Origin of the sequence: Luteimonas sp. TWI662 (assembly GCF_039673825.1) — a bacterium.
In the GTDB taxonomy this organism is placed as follows: domain Bacteria; phylum Pseudomonadota; class Gammaproteobacteria; order Xanthomonadales; family Xanthomonadaceae; genus Luteimonas.
On the sequence record NZ_JBDJMI010000008.1, the window covers coordinates 12,303 to 27,772 of the forward strand.

15 protein-coding genes are annotated in these 15,470 nt (G+C 70.0%); 2 read left to right on the forward strand and 13 right to left on the reverse strand.

Features of this window, described 5'->3' with window-relative positions; translation table 11 throughout:
• Window positions 1–64: 64 nt before the first annotated feature.
• The 3 genes from ABE488_RS07545 to ABE488_RS07555 all read right to left on the reverse strand — a co-directional run bounded on the left by ABE488_RS07545 (window position 65) and on the right by ABE488_RS07555 (window position 3,048).
• Entirely contained in the window at window positions 65–223 is a 159-nt protein-coding gene (locus ABE488_RS07545; RefSeq protein WP_346447691.1) for a hypothetical protein, read from the reverse strand.
• Between the two features lie 153 nt (window positions 224–376).
• Window positions 377–976, reverse strand: coding sequence for a YdbL family protein (locus ABE488_RS07550; RefSeq protein ID WP_346447692.1), 600 nt, complete (start codon window positions 974–976; stop codon window positions 377–379).
• Window positions 977–1,011: 35 nt separating this feature from the next.
• Window positions 1,012–3,048 (reverse strand): hypothetical protein, encoded by a 2,037-nt coding sequence (locus ABE488_RS07555; RefSeq protein ID WP_346447693.1) that lies wholly within the window; start codon window positions 3,046–3,048, stop codon window positions 1,012–1,014.
• Window positions 3,049–3,082: 34 nt separating this feature from the next.
• Here ABE488_RS07555 and ABE488_RS07560 point away from each other — a divergent pair, with 34 nt between their 5' ends.
• The gene (locus ABE488_RS07560; RefSeq protein WP_346447694.1) at window positions 3,083–3,817 is read left to right on the forward strand and encodes a response regulator; all 735 of its coding nucleotides are present in this window, start codon (window positions 3,083–3,085) and stop codon (window positions 3,815–3,817) included.
• Between the two features lie 12 nt (window positions 3,818–3,829).
• On the opposite strand, the gene recO is transcribed toward ABE488_RS07560, so the two are convergent.
• The 10 genes from recO to rpoE form a co-directional block, all read right to left on the reverse strand.
• Window positions 3,830–4,570 (reverse strand): DNA repair protein RecO, encoded by a 741-nt coding sequence (gene recO, locus ABE488_RS07565; RefSeq protein ID WP_346447695.1) that lies wholly within the window; start codon window positions 4,568–4,570, stop codon window positions 3,830–3,832.
• Between the two features lie 18 nt (window positions 4,571–4,588).
• The gene (locus tag ABE488_RS07570) at window positions 4,589–5,041 is read right to left on the reverse strand and encodes a GFA family protein (RefSeq protein WP_346447696.1); all 453 of its coding nucleotides are present in this window, start codon (window positions 5,039–5,041) and stop codon (window positions 4,589–4,591) included.
• The gene (gene era, locus ABE488_RS07575; RefSeq protein WP_346447697.1) at window positions 5,038–5,943 is read right to left on the reverse strand and encodes a GTPase Era; all 906 of its coding nucleotides are present in this window, start codon (window positions 5,941–5,943) and stop codon (window positions 5,038–5,040) included. Before era ends, ABE488_RS07570 begins: the two co-directional genes overlap by 4 nt.
• A 53-nt stretch (window positions 5,944–5,996) precedes the next feature.
• Window positions 5,997–6,680 carry a ribonuclease III gene (gene rnc / locus ABE488_RS07580; protein ID WP_346447698.1) on the reverse strand — a complete coding sequence of 228 codons (684 nt, stop codon included), beginning with the start codon at window positions 6,678–6,680 and terminating at the stop codon, window positions 5,997–5,999.
• Window positions 6,664–7,044, reverse strand: a complete 381-nt coding sequence (locus ABE488_RS07585) for a DUF4845 domain-containing protein (RefSeq protein ID WP_346444400.1) — start codon at window positions 7,042–7,044, stop codon at window positions 6,664–6,666. The genes rnc and ABE488_RS07585 overlap by 17 nt, the downstream gene beginning before the upstream one ends.
• A 29-nt stretch (window positions 7,045–7,073) precedes the next feature.
• Entirely contained in the window at window positions 7,074–7,868 is a 795-nt protein-coding gene (lepB, locus tag ABE488_RS07590) for a signal peptidase I (RefSeq protein ID WP_346444398.1), read from the reverse strand.
• A 92-nt stretch (window positions 7,869–7,960) separates the two neighbouring features.
• A complete protein-coding gene (lepA, locus tag ABE488_RS07595) occupies window positions 7,961–9,772 on the reverse strand; it encodes a translation elongation factor 4 (RefSeq protein WP_346444396.1) in 1,812 nt (603 codons plus the stop codon).
• A gap of 167 nt (window positions 9,773–9,939) precedes the next feature.
• Complete coding sequence (locus ABE488_RS07600) at window positions 9,940–11,481, reverse strand: Do family serine endopeptidase (protein ID WP_346447699.1); 1,542 nt, start codon at window positions 11,479–11,481, stop codon at window positions 9,940–9,942.
• Window positions 11,482–11,559: 78 nt separating this feature from the next.
• Window positions 11,560–12,519 carry a sigma-E factor negative regulatory protein gene (locus ABE488_RS07605; protein ID WP_346447700.1) on the reverse strand — a complete coding sequence of 320 codons (960 nt, stop codon included), beginning with the start codon at window positions 12,517–12,519 and terminating at the stop codon, window positions 11,560–11,562.
• Window positions 12,516–13,142, reverse strand: coding sequence for an RNA polymerase sigma factor RpoE (rpoE, locus tag ABE488_RS07610; RefSeq protein WP_346444391.1), 627 nt, complete (start codon window positions 13,140–13,142; stop codon window positions 12,516–12,518). Before rpoE ends, ABE488_RS07605 begins: the two co-directional genes overlap by 4 nt.
• 217 nt (window positions 13,143–13,359) lie before the next feature.
• Here rpoE and ABE488_RS07615 point away from each other — a divergent pair, with 217 nt between their 5' ends.
• Window positions 13,360–15,429 carry a 3-hydroxyacyl-CoA dehydrogenase NAD-binding domain-containing protein gene (locus ABE488_RS07615; RefSeq protein WP_346447701.1) on the forward strand — a complete coding sequence of 690 codons (2,070 nt, stop codon included), beginning with the start codon at window positions 13,360–13,362 and terminating at the stop codon, window positions 15,427–15,429.
• Window positions 15,430–15,470 lie beyond the last annotated feature (41 nt).

Consider the following 15,470-nt stretch of genomic DNA (forward strand, 5'->3'; position numbering starts at 1 on the left):
GCCCGCGTCAAGCACGTCATGGGCAAGCCCGCGCCGCCTCCGGGAAAGCTGCGGTAAACCGGGGTCAGAGTGCAATTTCGCTCCACGAAATTGCACTCTGACCCCGGTTTTGATCGAGAATCACGCGTTCGAAGAAGCCGCGAACTTCGAGCCGCAGCGCGTTGTGGCGGCTGGAGGGTGCGGAGAGCGGGCCATGGATGGCCCGCGGCGGCGAGTCGGCCATGGGTGAGTGTGGGCTGCTCGCGCGGCATGTCGCGCAGCCTGCACGAACGCACGGCGTGCTTCGCCGGGCCGGACCGCGGAGCGGGCTGCCGAGCCGAGTAGCACTCCCCGGCCGACGCAACGCCGCTACCGACGTCGAAGCGCCTAACAGACCCTACTTCTGCGTCCAGCTCCCGCCCTGCTGATACCACCAGCCCGAACGCGCGCTCTGGATCCACTGGCGCGCGAACACATCGCGGATCTGCGACTCCCATTCGGGATGACCGTTGGCGACCGCGATCTCGCGGTACACCGCCTGGCGGTCGCGGTTGTCGTCGGCGACCGCGGTGTTGACCGCGACCCGGTCCTTGATCGGCAACTGCGAGGCATCGCGGACCACGATCAGGCCATTGCTGCCGAAGCCGAGCGCGCCCGAATCGAAATGCGGCCGCAGCGTGCCGTTGAAACGCTGCTCCATGCGCGACTGGATCGCCTGGATCGCCGGCGTGCGGATCGTGACGTCCGGGGTCTGGGCCTGGGCGGTACCGATGCCCAGCAGCATCCAAGGATCAAAGCGCATGCCGCGCTGGGCCATGCCGCCACCGGGCGTCGTCGACGGCGCAGGCGGCTGTGCGGCCGGCGTGTCGCCGATCACGTTCTCGACGAACTCGCGCGCCGCTTCCTTGGCCTCGGCGGCGGGAAAATAGACGTTGATCGTCACGCATGCGGTAAGTGCGAGCGCGGCCACGGCCGGCAGTCCCATCCAACGCGCCATCGGGTGTTCTCCTGTATCGATACGGGGCGTGGCGCTCAGTCGATGACCGGGGCCACATCGCCGCCAGCGGCGGCAGCCAGACGCTCGACCAGCGTCGGCCAGTCGACGTCGCGGTTGTAGCCGACGACGTCCAGCCGCGGCAGGCCCGCGCCGTCGACGATAGTAAAGGCGTTGCCCGCTGAATGCAGACCCCCCATTCGGCACACCTGGTTGCGCAGCCGGCAGGAGATGCCGATGCCGCGATAGCCGAAGTCGTCGAACAGCGCGATCGCCCTGCCCTGCAGGCTGGTGACGAACGACGCATCGCCGACACTGGAGATGTCCTGCACCGCGCGCTGGCTGATGCGCTGGCGCACGCCGGGCGTGCGTTCGGTATGCAGTTCGGCATCGAACGCGGTCGCGCCCCAATCGACCAGGCGCAACCCATCGATCCGTCCGTGCAGCCGCCCCTCGATGCTGCCGAAGCCGAACACGCCGGTCAGCGCCTGCAGGTCCAGCCCCTGCAGCGCCAGGTCGCTGGTGACCGTCGGCGCGACGCCGAACGGGCGCTCGATCGACAGCGACGACACATCGACGCGTCCGTCGAAGAGCTGCATCGCCAATCCGCCGTCGAAGTCGATCCGGTTGTCCGCATAGCGCACTGTCGGAATGCGACCGCTCAGGCGGCCTTCGAACGCGGGCCAGGCCAGCGCCTGCGCCAGTCGACCGATATCCAGACCGTCGAGCCGCAGCGCGGTACGCATCCGCAGGCCGTCGCCATCGCTCTGCGCATGCCCTGGCAATTGCAGCGCCAACGCGTCGAACCCGACCTCGCCGCCGAGGAACGACAGCGCGACCGGCTCGCGCAGCCGCATACGGCCCGCCGCGCTTTCCAGGCTCCAGGCCGCTGCATCGAACGGCATGCCGTACAGCGCCCCGCCCCGCCAGGCGAACGTACTGTGCACGGGCGCGGTGGCGGAGTAGCGGAGCGCGCCGTCCATGCGGTCGAAGCGGAACCGCGCCTGCGCATCGCCGACATCCAGGCCGCGCAGGCGCAGGTCCGCCGTCCGCAGGACGCCCCCCGCCACCTCCAACGACGCCTCGAACCCGCCCTGCAGCGACAGCCCCGACAGCCCGGCCGGGCCGAGCCAGCCGGAGAGGTAGCGTGCCGGCAGCGCATGGGCGTCCCGGCTCGTCGCATCGAGCGACAAGGCCTGCAACGTGCCATCGGCCGCCAGTGCCGCAGTGCCGCCGAGTTGCAACGCATCGCTGTCGCGCCAGGCCAGGCGCGGCAGTGCCCAGCCGCCATCGGCGATGCGCTGGAGGTCGAGCCCGATCCCGATCGGCGCAGCAGGCAAGGCCAGATACGCCGCACCGAACAGCCATTCCCCGCCGTGCAGCGTGCCGTCCAGCCGCAGCGTGGGGCCGGCATCGGGCAGACGCAGGTCGAGCCGCAGATCGGCGGCGACCCCTTCGGTCGCGATCGCGCCGTCCGCAGTCTCAAGCGCAAGGTCGTGCACGGCCAGGGGACCGGCGACGCGCAACGGCTGCGCGTCCGGCGCGTCGATCTGCAGTGCGCCGTCCAGCCGTCCCTTGCGCAATTGCGCGGCCTCCCAAGCGGTGCGCACCAGCGCCTGCGCCCAGGCCGCCGGGACGCGCTTGAGGTCGATCGTCGTGCGCTCGGGCGTGGCCGCCCGGCGCGTCAGCGTCAGCGTGCCCCCCTCGCCCGACAGGCGGGCATCGAGGTCCTGCGCATCGAGTTCGAGCGCCAGCCGCAGCACCGACCCCGAGCCGTCGCGGACCGGACCATCGCAGCGCCAGCGCACCCGCCCCTCGTTCACGATCCGTTGCAGCGGGCACTGCCAATCGACATCGCGCAGCCGCCACCCCAATGCCCCGGCGTCGACGTCCGCAGCGCGCAGCCGGAGCCGGCCATCGGGCGCGTCGGCCGGCCAGTCGAGCGCCAGCCGGACCTGCGTCATCGCCGCGACCGGGGTGTCGACATGCGCGATTCGCGCCGCCATCGTCCGCGCCTGTGCGACCGGCACACAGGCCAGCAACAGCGGTAGGATCGGCAGCAGGCGGCGAGGCATCGCCGCAGGATACCTTCATCGCATGGAGCGACCGATGCCCAGATTGCTGCTGGTCGAAGACGACCCCACGAGCCGCAGTTTCCTGCTCGCCGCAGCGGCGGCGTTGCCGGCCGAGGTGGACGTGGCCGGCACGGTCGCCGATGCCCTGGCACTGGCCGCCGACGACACCCACGATGCCTGGCTCATCGACGCCAACCTGCCCGACGGCAGCGGCATCGAGCTGCTCGCCCGCCTGCGCGCCCAGGGGCTGGACACGCCGGCCCTGGCGCACACCGCCGAGCGCGAACGCGAATCGCTCGATGCCCTGCGCGCGGCCGGCTTCCTGCTCGCGCTGAGCAAGCCGGTGACGGCCGCCAACTGGCGCGCCGCGATCCGCACCCTGGTGGCAGCGCCGGTCGTCGCCCCGCCGCCACCGCCGCGACCGACCCCGGCCGACGACGACCTCGAACCCAGCGCCTCCGCACGTCCCCCCGTCTGGAACACCCAGGCCGCGCTGGCCGCGGTCGGCGGCAACGTCGGCAACGCCGATGCGTTGCGCGGGCTGTTCATCGGCGAACTGCCGCAGGCCCGCGATGGGATCGTGCTGGCGGCACGACGCGGCGATGCCGCGGTCATGCGCAGCCTGCTGCACAAGCTGCGGGCTGGCTGCGGGTTCGTCGGCGCCGACCGCCTGTGCGCAGCCGCCGCCAGCCTGCACGCCGCCCCGGAGTCGGAGCCGGCGCTGCATAGGTTTCTCGCCGCCATCGACGCGACGCTCGCGGCGGCGTGAGCGCGCGGGCGGCTAACGGTCGCCCGGCGTTCCGCGCCGCGCGAACTGGGACGCAAGTTCCCAGGACTTGAGGCCCCGCGGCCCTAGGTGATGCGCCAGGACCGCGCGCAGTGCGCGCCGCAGATTGGCGAGGTCCGCGCTGTCGGGCGCCGCACCATCGGCGGCCAGCGCGAGCAATGCGCGCCCGGTCGCCGCCGCGCTGCGCGAGGCCGCGCCGCCGTCGAGATGCAGACGGCGCGGGCCATGCTCGGGATCGAGCAGGTAGCGCGCCGCGGGGTCGATCGCCCGGCCATCGCCATCGGTATCGAGCGGCAGACCCACGCCAAGCGCATCGAGCAAGTCGCGTTCGAACCGGCGCAGGCTCCAGGCCAACTCGCCCGGCAACGCCAGACGCCCACGCACGCGCGCATAGGCCTCGTACAACTCGGGCAGCGGATCCTGGCGCGGCGCCAACCGCAACACCAGCTCGTTGAGGTAGAAGCCGGCAAGCATCGCATCGCCGAGCAGCCGGGGCGCCGCGTCGAGCGCCTCGGCGCTGCGCAACTGCGCCAGCTCCCCGCGCAGTTGCGCGTCCAGCCGCACATGTTGCAGCGGTTGCAGCGCCGCGCGCAGTACGTGCTTCTTCGGGCCCTGGACGCCACGCGCCACCAGGCCCAGGCGTCCGTGTTCGCAGCTCAGGACCTCGACCAGCAGGCTCGTCTCCCGCCATGGTCGGGCATGCAGGACGAACGCGGGCTCGTTGTCGATGCGCACAGGCGCCAGGCGCCGCGCTCAGCCCGCGCCGATGCGGGCGAAGAACGCCTCGCCGGTCAGCCGCTCGTCCGGATCGGCCAGGCTGTACCAATCGGGCTTGGCGTCGATGAAGATCTCGAGCGCGAAATGCGCATCGGGGATCGCATCGAACAGCCCCGCGGCGATGTAATGGTGGCCGTCGTCGGTGGTCGCGAAGAATAGGCTGCTGCCACAGGTCGCACAGAACGCGCGTTCGGCCCAGTCGGAGGATGCGAACCTGCGCACCAGCGACGCACCGGCCTCGATCCGCAACGACGTGGCGACCGGCAGCAGCATCGCCGGGCTACCATGGAAACGGCGACAGGCCCCACAGTGGCAGGCATGCACCTCGCGCGTCCCGGCAGGCACACTCAGCACCACCCCGCCGCACAGACACCGTCCTTGCAGCCGCGCCGCCTCGTCCTGATCGTGCACGGCCACAGCCTCGGTCATTCGCCGTAGCCCAGCGCCTTCAGCGCGGCCTCGTCGTCGGACCAGCCCTGGCGCACCCGCACCCAGGTCTCCAGGAACACCTTGGCGTCGAACAGCCGCTCCATCTGCAGGCGCGCCTTGGTGCTGATGTCCTTGAGCCGCGCGCCGCCCTTGCCAATGACGATCGCCTTCTGGCCGTCGCGCTCGACCCAGATCACCGCGCCGATGCGCAGCATCGCGCCGTCGACCGTGAAGCTCTCGATCTCGACCGTCGTGGCATACGGCAGTTCGGCACCAAGCTGGCGCATCAGTTGCTCGCGCACGAGTTCACCGGCCAGGAAGCGCTGGCTCTTGTCGGTGATTTCGTCCTCGCCATACAGCGGCGGCTGCTCGGGCAGCAACGGCAGCACGGTCGACACCAGTTGCTGCAGGCCATTGCGCTTGAGCGCCGACAGCGGCACCACGCCGGCGAACTCGCGTCCGTCTGCGACCTGCTGCAAGTACGGCAGCAACGCGGTCTTGTCCTTCATCCGGTCGATCTGGTTGACCACCAGCACCACCGGTACGCCGGCACCGCGCAGCGCATCGAACGCCAGCGTGTCCTCCTCGTCCCAGCGACCGGCCACCACGACCAGCAGGGCGACATCCACGCCTTCGAGCGCACCGCGCGCGGCGCGATTCATGACCCGGTTCATCGCGCGCTTCTGCTCGCGATGGATGCCCGGGGTGTCGACCAGCAACAGCTGGCCTTCGGGCAGGGTCGCGATGCCCAGCAGACGGTGCCGGGTGGTCTGGGGGCGGTTGGAGACGATGCTGACCTTGGCGCCCACGAGCGCGTTGACCAGGGTGGACTTGCCGACATTGGGTCGACCGATGACGGCAACGAAGCCGGCGCGATGGGACGCGGAATGGGGATCTGTCATGCCGGCATTCTACGGAAAAACCCGCATCGCTCGGCGGCGGCGGGCCGCCGCGCTCAGGCGCGGGCGTCGAGCAGCGCGACCACGCCCTCGGCGGCCTGCTGTTCGGCCGCTCGGCGGGAACTGCCCTGCCCCTCGGCGGCGATGTCGGCATCGCCCAGCACGCAGCGCACGATGAAGGTCCGTGCGTGCTCCTCGCCAGTCTCGGCCAACAGTTCGTAGACCGGCAACGCGCGCTGCCGCGCCTGCAGCCATTCCTGCAGCCGGGTCTTGGCGTCCTTGGCGATCCGGCCGCTGGCCAGGGTGGCCAGCGCGCGCTCGAACAGCGGCAGCACCACCGCGCGGCAGGTGTCCAGGCCGGCATCGAGGTAGACGGCCGCGATCACCGCCTCGAGCGCGTCGGACAGGATCGAGTCGCGACGATGGCCACCGGACTTCATCTCGCCCGGGCCCAGTACCAGACGCGATCCCAGATCGAGTTCGCGCGCGACCGCGGCGAGCGAGGACTCGCGCACCAGTTCGGCCCGTGCCCGCGTCAGCGTGCCTTCGTCGGCACTGGGGCAGCGCGCAAACAGCGCCTCGGCGATCAGCGCACCCAGCACCGCGTCGCCGAGGAACTCGAGCCGCTCGTTATGCGGCGCACCGGCGCTGCGATGGGTCAGCGCCTGCGCCAGCAACCCCGGATCGCGGAACACATGCCCTGCGAACCGGCCCTGCTGGCGGTCAACCGCGCCCGCCATCGCCTGCGAACGTCTGGGTGGCCTGGAAGCGGCCGACCACGTCGAGATTGCCGATCAATGCCTTGCGGGCCTCGTAGTTCACGTCCATGCGCAGGCCTTCGGGCACGCGGGTGATCGTGACGTCCTGGGGCTTGACGGTCTCCGCGTAGCTGATCTGCAGCCGACGGAAGAACAGTTCGCGAATCCGCGCGGTGTCGGCGCTGGCGATGCCCGGCTCGGCGGCCAGGCCCTTGAGCGCGGAGCGGACGCTGTAGTACTCCGAGTACATCGGAAACAGCTTCATGCCCACGTAGGCGAAGAAGCCGACGAGCGCCAGCACAACGACGAAGCCCAGCAAGGTGATGCCGCGTTGCGTACGTTTCATGGTGTCCCCCTCAGGTCGCGTCCGCCGGCTCAGCGGATGCTGCTGCCGATCCGGCCCCAGTCGACCCAGCCCGGCGCCTGCGAATCGACGTTCATCCAGATCAGGAACGCCTTGCCGCGCAGTTGGGTCTCGGGCAGCGTACCCCAGAAGCGGCCGTCGTCGCTGCGGTCGCGGTTGTCGCCCATGACGAAGTAATGGCCCTGCGGGACTTCGTAGCGCCCCTCGCCCATGTGGAACGGCGCGGCCTCGTCGATGTGCAGGATCTCATGGCTGCGACCGGGCATCGTCTCTTCGTAGAGCGAGGCACCAGTCATCTCCGCGCCGCGCCCCACGCCCTCGTAGGTGCCCAGCCGCTGGTAGCCGAACGGGGTGCCGTTGACGAAGACCTGGTTGTCGCGGAACTCGACCGTGTCGCCCGGCAGGCCGATCACCCGCTTGATCCAGTCCTGGTCGGGGTGCTGCGGCGGACGGAACACCACCACGTCGCCACGCGCCGGCTCGCCGATGTCGATGACCTTCTTGTTGGTGATCGGCAGCCGGATGCCGTAACTGAACTTGTTGACCAGGATGAAGTCGCCGATCAGCAGCGTCGGCATCATCGAGCTCGACGGGATGCGAAAGGGTTCGGCGACGAAACTGCGCAGGATCAGCACCACGAACAGGACCGGGAAGAAGGCCTTGGCGTAATCCACCGCGACCGGCTCCTTCTCCTCGATCAGCCCGCTGCGGCGCGCGCGCCGTTTGGCCAGCACCAGCTTGTCGAGCAACCAGATGACGCCGGTCAGCAGCGTCAGGAGGACCAATGCAGTCTCAAACCATTTCATGCGAGCTCCTCGGGAGCGGTGGTGCCTGATGGGCGATCGATGATCGGAAAAACGGGGCGTTCACGTTGCGCACGCCGCTCACCGACACGCGATCACGAATCGCGACTGTTGCTGAGCACCGCCAGGAACGCTTCCTGCGGGATCTCGACGCGGCCGACCTGCTTCATGCGCTTCTTGCCTTCCTTCTGCTTCTCGAGCAGCTTCTTCTTGCGCGAGATGTCGCCGCCGTAGCACTTGGCCAGCACGTTCTTGCGCATCGCCTTGACCGTGGTCCGAGCGATGATCTGCGAGCCGACCGCAGCCTGGATCGCCACGTCGAACATCTGCCGCGGGATCAGGTCCTTCATCTTCTCGGTCAGCTCGCGCCCGCGGCGGTCGGCGTGCTGGCGATGGACGATCAACGACAGCGCATCGACCTTGTCGCCGTTGATCAGCGTGTCCACGCGCACGAACGGACCGGCCTGGAACCGCAGGAAGTGGTAGTCGAGCGAGGCATAGCCGCGGCTGACCGACTTGAGCTTGTCGAAGAAGTCGAGCACGACCTCCGCCATCGGCAGCTCGTAGCTGATCTGCACCTGGCTGCCCAGGTAGCTGATACCGATCTGCGTGCCGCGCTTCTCCTCGCACAGCGTGATCACGTTGCCGACATAATCGGGCGGGGTCAGCACGTTGGCGCGGATGATCGGCTCGCGGATCTCCTCGATCTGGTTGACCGGCGGCAGCTTGGCCGGGTTGTCGAGGCTGAGGATCTCACCGTCCGTGCGCAACACCTCGTAGATCACCGTCGGCGCGGTGCTGATCAGGTCGAGGTTGTACTCGCGCTCCAGCCGCTCCTGCACGATCTCCATGTGCAGCATGCCCAGGAATCCGCAGCGGAAGCCGAAGCCCATCGCCTCCGAACTCTCGGGCTCGAAGCGCAGCGCGGCGTCGTTGAGGCGCAGCTTCTCGAGTGCCTCGCGCAGCGCCGGATAATCCTCGGCATCGATCGGAAACAGGCCCGCGAACACGCGCGGCTGCATCTCCTGGAAGCCGGGCAGCGGGCTGGGCGCCGGATCGCCGGCCAGGGTCAGGGTGTCGCCGACCGGCGCGCCGTGCACGTCCTTGATCGATGCGGTGATCCAGCCGACCTCACCGGCCCGCAGTTGCGGCAACGGCTTGCGCTTGGGCGTGAACACGCCGACGTTGTCGACCTGGTGGCTGCGCCCGGTCGACATCACCAGCAGCTTCGCACCGGGCTTGATCTCGCCCTGCATCACGCGCACCAGCGAAACCACGCCCAGGTAGTTGTCGAACCACGAATCGATGATCAGCGCCTGCAGCTTGTCGGTGTCGCGCGGCTTCGGCGGCGGGATCCGGTGCACGATCGCCTCGAGCACCTCCTCGACGTTCAGGCCGGTCTTGGCGCTGACCGCGACCGCATCGGCGGCATCGATGCCGATGACCGCCTCGATCTCGCTCTTCGCCCGCTCGATGTCCGCCGTGGGCAGGTCGATCTTGTTGAGCACCGGCACCACTTCGAGCCCCTGCTCGACCGCGGTATAGCAGTTGGCGACCGACTGCGCCTCCACGCCCTGGGCCGCGTCGACCACCAGCAGGGCGCCTTCGCAAGCGGCCAGCGAACGGCTGACCTCGTAGCTGAAGTCGACGTGTCCGGGCGTGTCGATGAAGTTCAGATGGTAGGTCTGGCCATCGCGCGCGGTGTACGGCAGCGACACCGACTGCGCCTTGATCGTGATGCCGCGCTCGCGCTCGATCGGGTTCGAGTCGAGCACCTGCGCTTCCATCTCGCGCGCCTGGAGGCCGCCGCAGAGCTGGATGATGCGGTCGGCCAGGGTCGACTTGCCGTGGTCGACGTGGGCGATGATGGAAAAGTTGCGGATGTTCCGCATGGGATCGTGGGTCATGTGCGGCGGCCGGGCCGTCGTCGGGATAACGGGCGATTATCGCATAGCGCCGCCGCCCCGCCGCGCTCGCCGTGCCTCCTGCCAGCGCGACGCCTGGGCGCCCGGAGACGCGAAGGCCCGCGGCGTCGGCCGCGGGCCTTGCATGAACGCAGCGCGGGCGCCTGCGCTCAAGGCGCGTCGGGCACCGAAACTGCGCGGTACTGGGTCGCGCCACCGCGGCCGCGCACCAGCAGCATCACCGTATCGCCCGGCTTGACGTCGCGCAGCGCACGGTCCAGCGCGGCCGCACTGGCGACCGGGGTCCGGCCCACGCGCAGGATCACATCGCCCGCGGCGATGCCCGCGGTCGCCGCGGCACCACGGCCGACGCCGGTCACCAGCACGCCTTCATCGTTCGATAGCCCGTACTGCCGGCGCTGCGCGGCATCGAGGTCGCGACCGGCCAGTTCGAGCGGATTGCCCTGCGTCGACGGCGTGGTCCCGCGCTCGGGCGCGGTGCGCGGCGCGCCGGCCGACGCTTGGCCGTCGAGCTGCATCAGCGTCACGTCGAAATTGCGGCTGCGGCCGTCACGGAACACGTCGAGCTTGACCCGGGTCCCAGGCGCCTTGCTGCCGACCAGCGGCGGCAAGTCGCTGAAGGTGTTGATCGGCGTGCCGTCGACGGCGCGGATCACGTCGCCCGGCTCCAGCCCGGCCTTCTCGGCCGGACTGCCCGGCGCGACCACGGTCACCAGCGCGCCGCGCGCATCGGGCAGCTTGAAGCCGGCGACCTCGTCAGCGCCGACCAGCCCGATCTGCACGCCGAGCTGCCCGCGCTGCACGCTGCCGGTCCGCTTGATCTGGTCGGCGACGTTGGAGGCCACGTCGATCGGGATCGCGAAGCTCACGCCCATGTAGCCGCCGGAGTTGCTGAAGATCTGCGAATTGATCCCGATCACCTCTCCGGCGACGTTGAGCAGCGGGCCGCCCGAATTGCCGCGATTGATCGGCACGTCGGTCTGGATGAAGGGCACGTACTGCTGGTTGGCGTAGGGATTGGAGCGCTGCACGGCACTGACGATGCCGGCCGTCACCGACTGCTCGAAGCCGAACGGCGAGCCGATCGCGACCGCCCACTGCCCGGGCTTGACCGCTGCGGCGTTGCCCATGCGCAGCATCGGCAGACCGCTGGCATTGATCTTGAGCACGGCGACGTCGGATTCGGGATCGCTACCGACGACTTCGGCCTGGAACTCGCGCCGGTCCGACAGCCGCACCTTGACCTCGTCGGCGCCCTCGATGACGTGATGGTTGGTCAGCAGATAGCCGTCGGACGAGATCAGAAATCCTGTGCCCATCGAGGCACGCGGCACGCTCTGCCCGGGGCCACCCGGCCCGCCCGGAAAGTCGAAACCAGGACCGAAGAAACGTCGGAAGATTTCCGGGATCTGCGCGTCGTCGGGCATCTGCTGCCCGCGCGTCTGGCGGGTGCCGGCGGTCGATTCGATGCTGACTACGGCCGGACCGACGCGCTCGACCAGCCGGGTGAAGTCCGGCAGCCCGCTGACCAGCGGCGCCTGGGGCGTGGCGGAGACGGTGTTGGCGGTATCGGCCGCCGACGGGGCGGCGCTCGACTGCGCGGTCGCATTGGGCAGCACCAGCGCCGTGGTCGCCGCCGACAGCACCGCGACCAGGGACACGGCCAGCAAGGATTTCTTCATCGAGGTCATGGGGGAGTCCGGAAGTTCAAGACAGGGGGATCTGTCGCCGCTGGGCGGCGACGTGCCGGAACGGCTGCGGCGCGATGCTCAGGGCTGCGCGGCGGACGCCTGATCGGGGACCTGGCGTGCGTCGCCGGGCTCGACCGGGAAACTCGGCAGCACGTCGCTGGCCGGCGCGTCGCTGCGTGCCCAGGAGGGCGCATCGAAGCCGCCGCCGTAGCGCACCGAGAAGCGGGCATCCGGCGCCAGGTCGCTCGCCTTCGGCCAGGGCCGCGCGACCGAGGGCGCAGCCGGCAGCCCGGCGTTGGTCGCGGCGGCCGCGAATGCGGCCTCGACCTGCGACGCGGCGGCCGGCGCTGGGGCCAGGGCATCGGGGGCGACCTCCAGAGGCGTTGCCGCAGCGGCCACCTGTACCGGTGCCGCATCGCGCGTGCGGCGCGCCGCCGGGGGCGCGACCGCGCGGTCGCCGCGGCTGCGCCGGGGGACTTCGGCGATCGCGATCGCCGCCGCACCTGCGGCCGCAGCCGCCTGGACCGGCGCTGCGGGTTCATGCGCAAACGCCGACGCATCGGCCGCGGCATCGGTGGCCAGCGGCTCGCTGGTCGCGGCGACCTGCGCGGCCGGCAGTGCGGCCTTGTCTTCCGCGCCCGGCACGCCACCCGGGCGGCCGACGAACAAGGCGGCCAGCGCGACCGAGGCCGCCAGCGCCGCGCCGCCCCCGCCCCAGCGCAGCAGGCGCGGACGGCGCCCGGCCGAGGCCGGCGCGACGGTGACGCCGTCGTTGGCAATGCCACGGGCGACGCGATCGGCGAAATCGGGCGGCAGCAGCGAGACGTGGCGACCGCGCAGCACGTCGCCACAGACCTGCCAGCGCTCGAAGCACGCCGACAGTTCGGCGTCATGCTGCAGCCGGCGGCGCAGGAAGCGCGCCTGGTCCTGGGGCAGCGCGTCGTCGAGCATCGCCGACAACTGCTGGCGGTGGTACAGCTCGAGCTTGTCCGGATCGGGACCGAGCTGCAGGGCATCGATGTCGTCGGAAGGGCTCATCGGGTCACGCGCTCCACTTGTCTCTCGTTGTCCATCAGGGGCCTGAGTTCGCGATCGATCGCATCGCGCGCCCGGAAGATCCGCGAACGCACCGTGCCGATCGGGCACCCCATGCGTTCGGCGATCTCTTCGTAGCTCAGGCCATCGACCTCACGCAGGTTGATCGCGACGCGCAGTTCCTCGGGCAAGGCTTCGACCGCGCGCACCACCGTTTGTTCCAGTTGCTGACGCATCAGTTCACGTTCCGGCGTATCGCCGTCGCGCAGACGGATCGCCGAATCGAAATGCTCGGCGTCATCGACGTCCACATCGTCGGTCGGCGGCCGCCGGTTGTGCGCGACCAGATGGTTCTTGGCGGTGTTGACGGCGATGCGGTGCAGCCAGGTGTAGAACTGCGCATCGCCACGGAAGCTGGCGATCGCGCGGTAGGCGCGGATGAAGGTCTCCTGGGCGACGTCCTGGCATTCGCTCCAGTCGGCCACGTAGCGCCCGATCAGCGCGGCGATGCGGTGCTGGTACTTGCGCACCAACAGGTCGAACGCCGCGGTGTCGCCGCGCTGTACCCGCTTGACCAGTTCCTCGTCCAGATTTCCGTACTCCGGGCTGTCGCGTTGTTCGGCCATCAGCCGGACCTCCTTCGGGGCCCGGCCTGGCACGGGCAATGAGACAGGCGGTCGCGCGAAAAGTTCCGTCACGACGGGTATGGCATCGTCGCCGCACCAAAGAATGCATGTCCTGGGGCCACGACCGACGTTCCGCAAGCCGGCCGCACGATTTGACGGCACGGAAGCGACCTCGGGATCATAGGACCCACCTCCGTACTCTAAAGAATGGTGCCGTATGCTTGCAGGCCTCGACGGGCTTCGCTTCAGCCACTGGCAAGCGCAATCGCGCGATGACGGTGTCCTGGTGCTCGCGTTCGACCGCGCAGGCGAGTCGGTCAACACCTTCGCCCAGGATGTGCTCATCGAGTTGGACACGCTGCTCGAACGCCTGGCGCTCGACCCGCCCAAGGCCCTGGTGATCCGCTCGGCCAAGGCCAAGGGCTTCATCGCAGGGGCCGACATCCGCGAATTCCAGGCATTCGATGCCAAGGGCACGATCGGCGACTCGATCCGCCGCGGCCAGTCCACGTTCCAGCGCCTGGCCGAGCTGCCCTGCCCGACCGTCGCCGCGATCCACGGCTTTTGCATGGGCGGCGGCACCGAGATCGCGCTGGCCTGCGACTATCGCGTCGCCAGCAACGATCCCTCGACCAAGATCGGCCTGCCCGAGGTCAAACTCGGGATCTATCCCGGCTGGGGAGGCAGCGTACGCCTGCCGCGGCTGGTCGGTGCACCGGCCGCGTTCGACATGATGCTCACCGGACGCGCGTTGTCGGCCAAGGCCGCGCGCGGGATCGGCCTGGTCGACAAGGTCGTCGAGCCGGCGCTGCTGGTGGATGCAGCCGCGGCGCTCGCGCTCAAGGGCACCACGCGGCCGCTCAAGCAGCGCGCGCTGGCGCGGCTGACCAATCTGTGGCCGGTGCGCCAGGCGCTGGCCCCGGTGCTGCTCAAGCAGGTCGCACGCAAGGCAAGGAAGGCGCACTACCCCGCTCCCTACGCGCTGGTCGAGACCTGGAAGCGCGCGTCCGGCGATACCCGCGCCCTGCTCTCGGCCGAACGCCGCTCGGTGGTCAAGCTCGCCGGCACCTCGACGGCGCGCAACCTCACGCGCGTGTTCTTCCTGATGGAACGGCTCAAGGGCCTGGGCGGCAAGGCCGGCGCGCAGCAGGCCCCGATCCGCCGCGTGCACGTGGTCGGCGCCGGCGTGATGGGCGGAGACATCGCCGCGTGGTCGGCCTACAAGGGCCTGGAGGTCACGCTGCAGGACCGCGAGCAGGGATTCATCGACAAGGCGCAGGCACGCGCGGCCAAGCTGTTCGAGAAGAAGGTCCGCGACGAAGCCAAGCGTCCCGAAGTCGCCGCCCGGCTGCGCTCGGATCTGGCCGGTGACGGGATCGCCGAGGCCGACCTGGTCATCGAGGCGATCATCGAGAACGCCGAGGCCAAGCGCGCCTTGTACGCGACGGTCGAACCCAAGCTCGGCCCCGATGCGCTGCTGACCACCAACACCTCGTCGATCCCGCTCGACGAGCTGCGCGCCCACGTGCAACGCCCGGCGCAGTTCGCCGGCCTGCACTACTTCAACCCGGTGGCGTCGATGCCGCTGGTGGAGATCGTCCACCACGACGGCGTCGCCGAAGCGACGATCCAGCGGCTGGCGGCGTTCTGCAAGGCGATCGACAAGTTGCCGGTGCCGGTCGCCGGCACGCCGGGCTTCCTGGTCAACCGGCTGCTGTTTCCGTACATGCTCGAGGCCGCGACCGCGTACGCCGAAGGCATCCCGGGGGCGGCAATCGACCGCGCAGCGGTGGCGTTCGGTATGCCGATGGGGCCGATCGAGCTCATCGACACCGTCGGCCTGGACATCGCCTCGGGCGTGGGACAGGAACTGGCGCCGTTCCTCGGCCTGCAGATTCCCGCTTCGCTGGCGACGCCGCCCGAGGCCGGCAAGCGCGGCAAGAAGGACGGCCAGGGCCTGTACACGTGGGAAGACGGCAAGCCGAAGAAGCCCGACCTGCCGAAGGACTATCGCGCGCCCGAGGATCTGCAGGACCGGTTGGTGCTGCCGCTGCTCAACGAGGCAGTCGCCGCGCTGCACGACGGCGTCGTCGCCGATGCCGACCTGCTCGATGCCGGCGTGATCTTCGGCACCGGCTTCGCCCCGTTCCGCGGTGGCCCGATCCAGTACATCCGCGAGACTGGGGTCGATGCGGTGCTCGAACGCCTGCGGACGCTGCAGGCGCGCCACGGCGACCGCTTCGCGCCGCGACCGGGCTGGGACGCCGCGGCGCTACGCGCCGGCTGAGCCTGCCGGACCGATCGAGACCGGGCCGAGCGCCTGGTCGG

What these genes read in the sequence shown, in the direction of transcription:
- ABE488_RS07560 (WP_346447694.1), top strand. Translation starts at nt 3,083, where the DNA reads ATGCCCAGATTGCTGCTGGTCGAAGACGACCCCACGAGCCGCAGTTTC.
- lepA (WP_346444396.1), bottom strand. Translation starts at nt 9,772, where the DNA reads ATGACCCACGATCCCATGCGGAACATCCGCAACTTTTCCATCATCGCC.
- rpoE (WP_346444391.1), bottom strand. Translation starts at nt 13,142, where the DNA reads ATGGCCGAACAACGCGACAGCCCGGAGTACGGAAATCTGGACGAGGAA.
- ABE488_RS07615 (WP_346447701.1), top strand. Translation starts at nt 13,360, where the DNA reads ATGCTTGCAGGCCTCGACGGGCTTCGCTTCAGCCACTGGCAAGCGCAA.
- ABE488_RS07570 (WP_346447696.1), bottom strand. Translation starts at nt 5,041, where the DNA reads ATGACCGAGGCTGTGGCCGTGCACGATCAGGACGAGGCGGCGCGGCTG.
- ABE488_RS07550 (WP_346447692.1), bottom strand. Translation starts at nt 976, where the DNA reads ATGGCGCGTTGGATGGGACTGCCGGCCGTGGCCGCGCTCGCACTTACC.
- ABE488_RS07555 (WP_346447693.1), bottom strand. Translation starts at nt 3,048, where the DNA reads ATGCCTCGCCGCCTGCTGCCGATCCTACCGCTGTTGCTGGCCTGTGTG.
- era (WP_346447697.1), bottom strand. Translation starts at nt 5,943, where the DNA reads ATGACAGATCCCCATTCCGCGTCCCATCGCGCCGGCTTCGTTGCCGTC.
- ABE488_RS07545 (WP_346447691.1), bottom strand. Translation starts at nt 223, where the DNA reads ATGGCCGACTCGCCGCCGCGGGCCATCCATGGCCCGCTCTCCGCACCC.
- ABE488_RS07600 (WP_346447699.1), bottom strand. Translation starts at nt 11,481, where the DNA reads ATGACCTCGATGAAGAAATCCTTGCTGGCCGTGTCCCTGGTCGCGGTG.
- ABE488_RS07605 (WP_346447700.1), bottom strand. Translation starts at nt 12,519, where the DNA reads ATGAGCCCTTCCGACGACATCGATGCCCTGCAGCTCGGTCCCGATCCG.
- ABE488_RS07585 (WP_346444400.1), bottom strand. Translation starts at nt 7,044, where the DNA reads ATGAAACGTACGCAACGCGGCATCACCTTGCTGGGCTTCGTCGTTGTG.
- rnc (WP_346447698.1), bottom strand. Translation starts at nt 6,680, where the DNA reads ATGGCGGGCGCGGTTGACCGCCAGCAGGGCCGGTTCGCAGGGCATGTG.
- lepB (WP_346444398.1), bottom strand. Translation starts at nt 7,868, where the DNA reads ATGAAATGGTTTGAGACTGCATTGGTCCTCCTGACGCTGCTGACCGGC.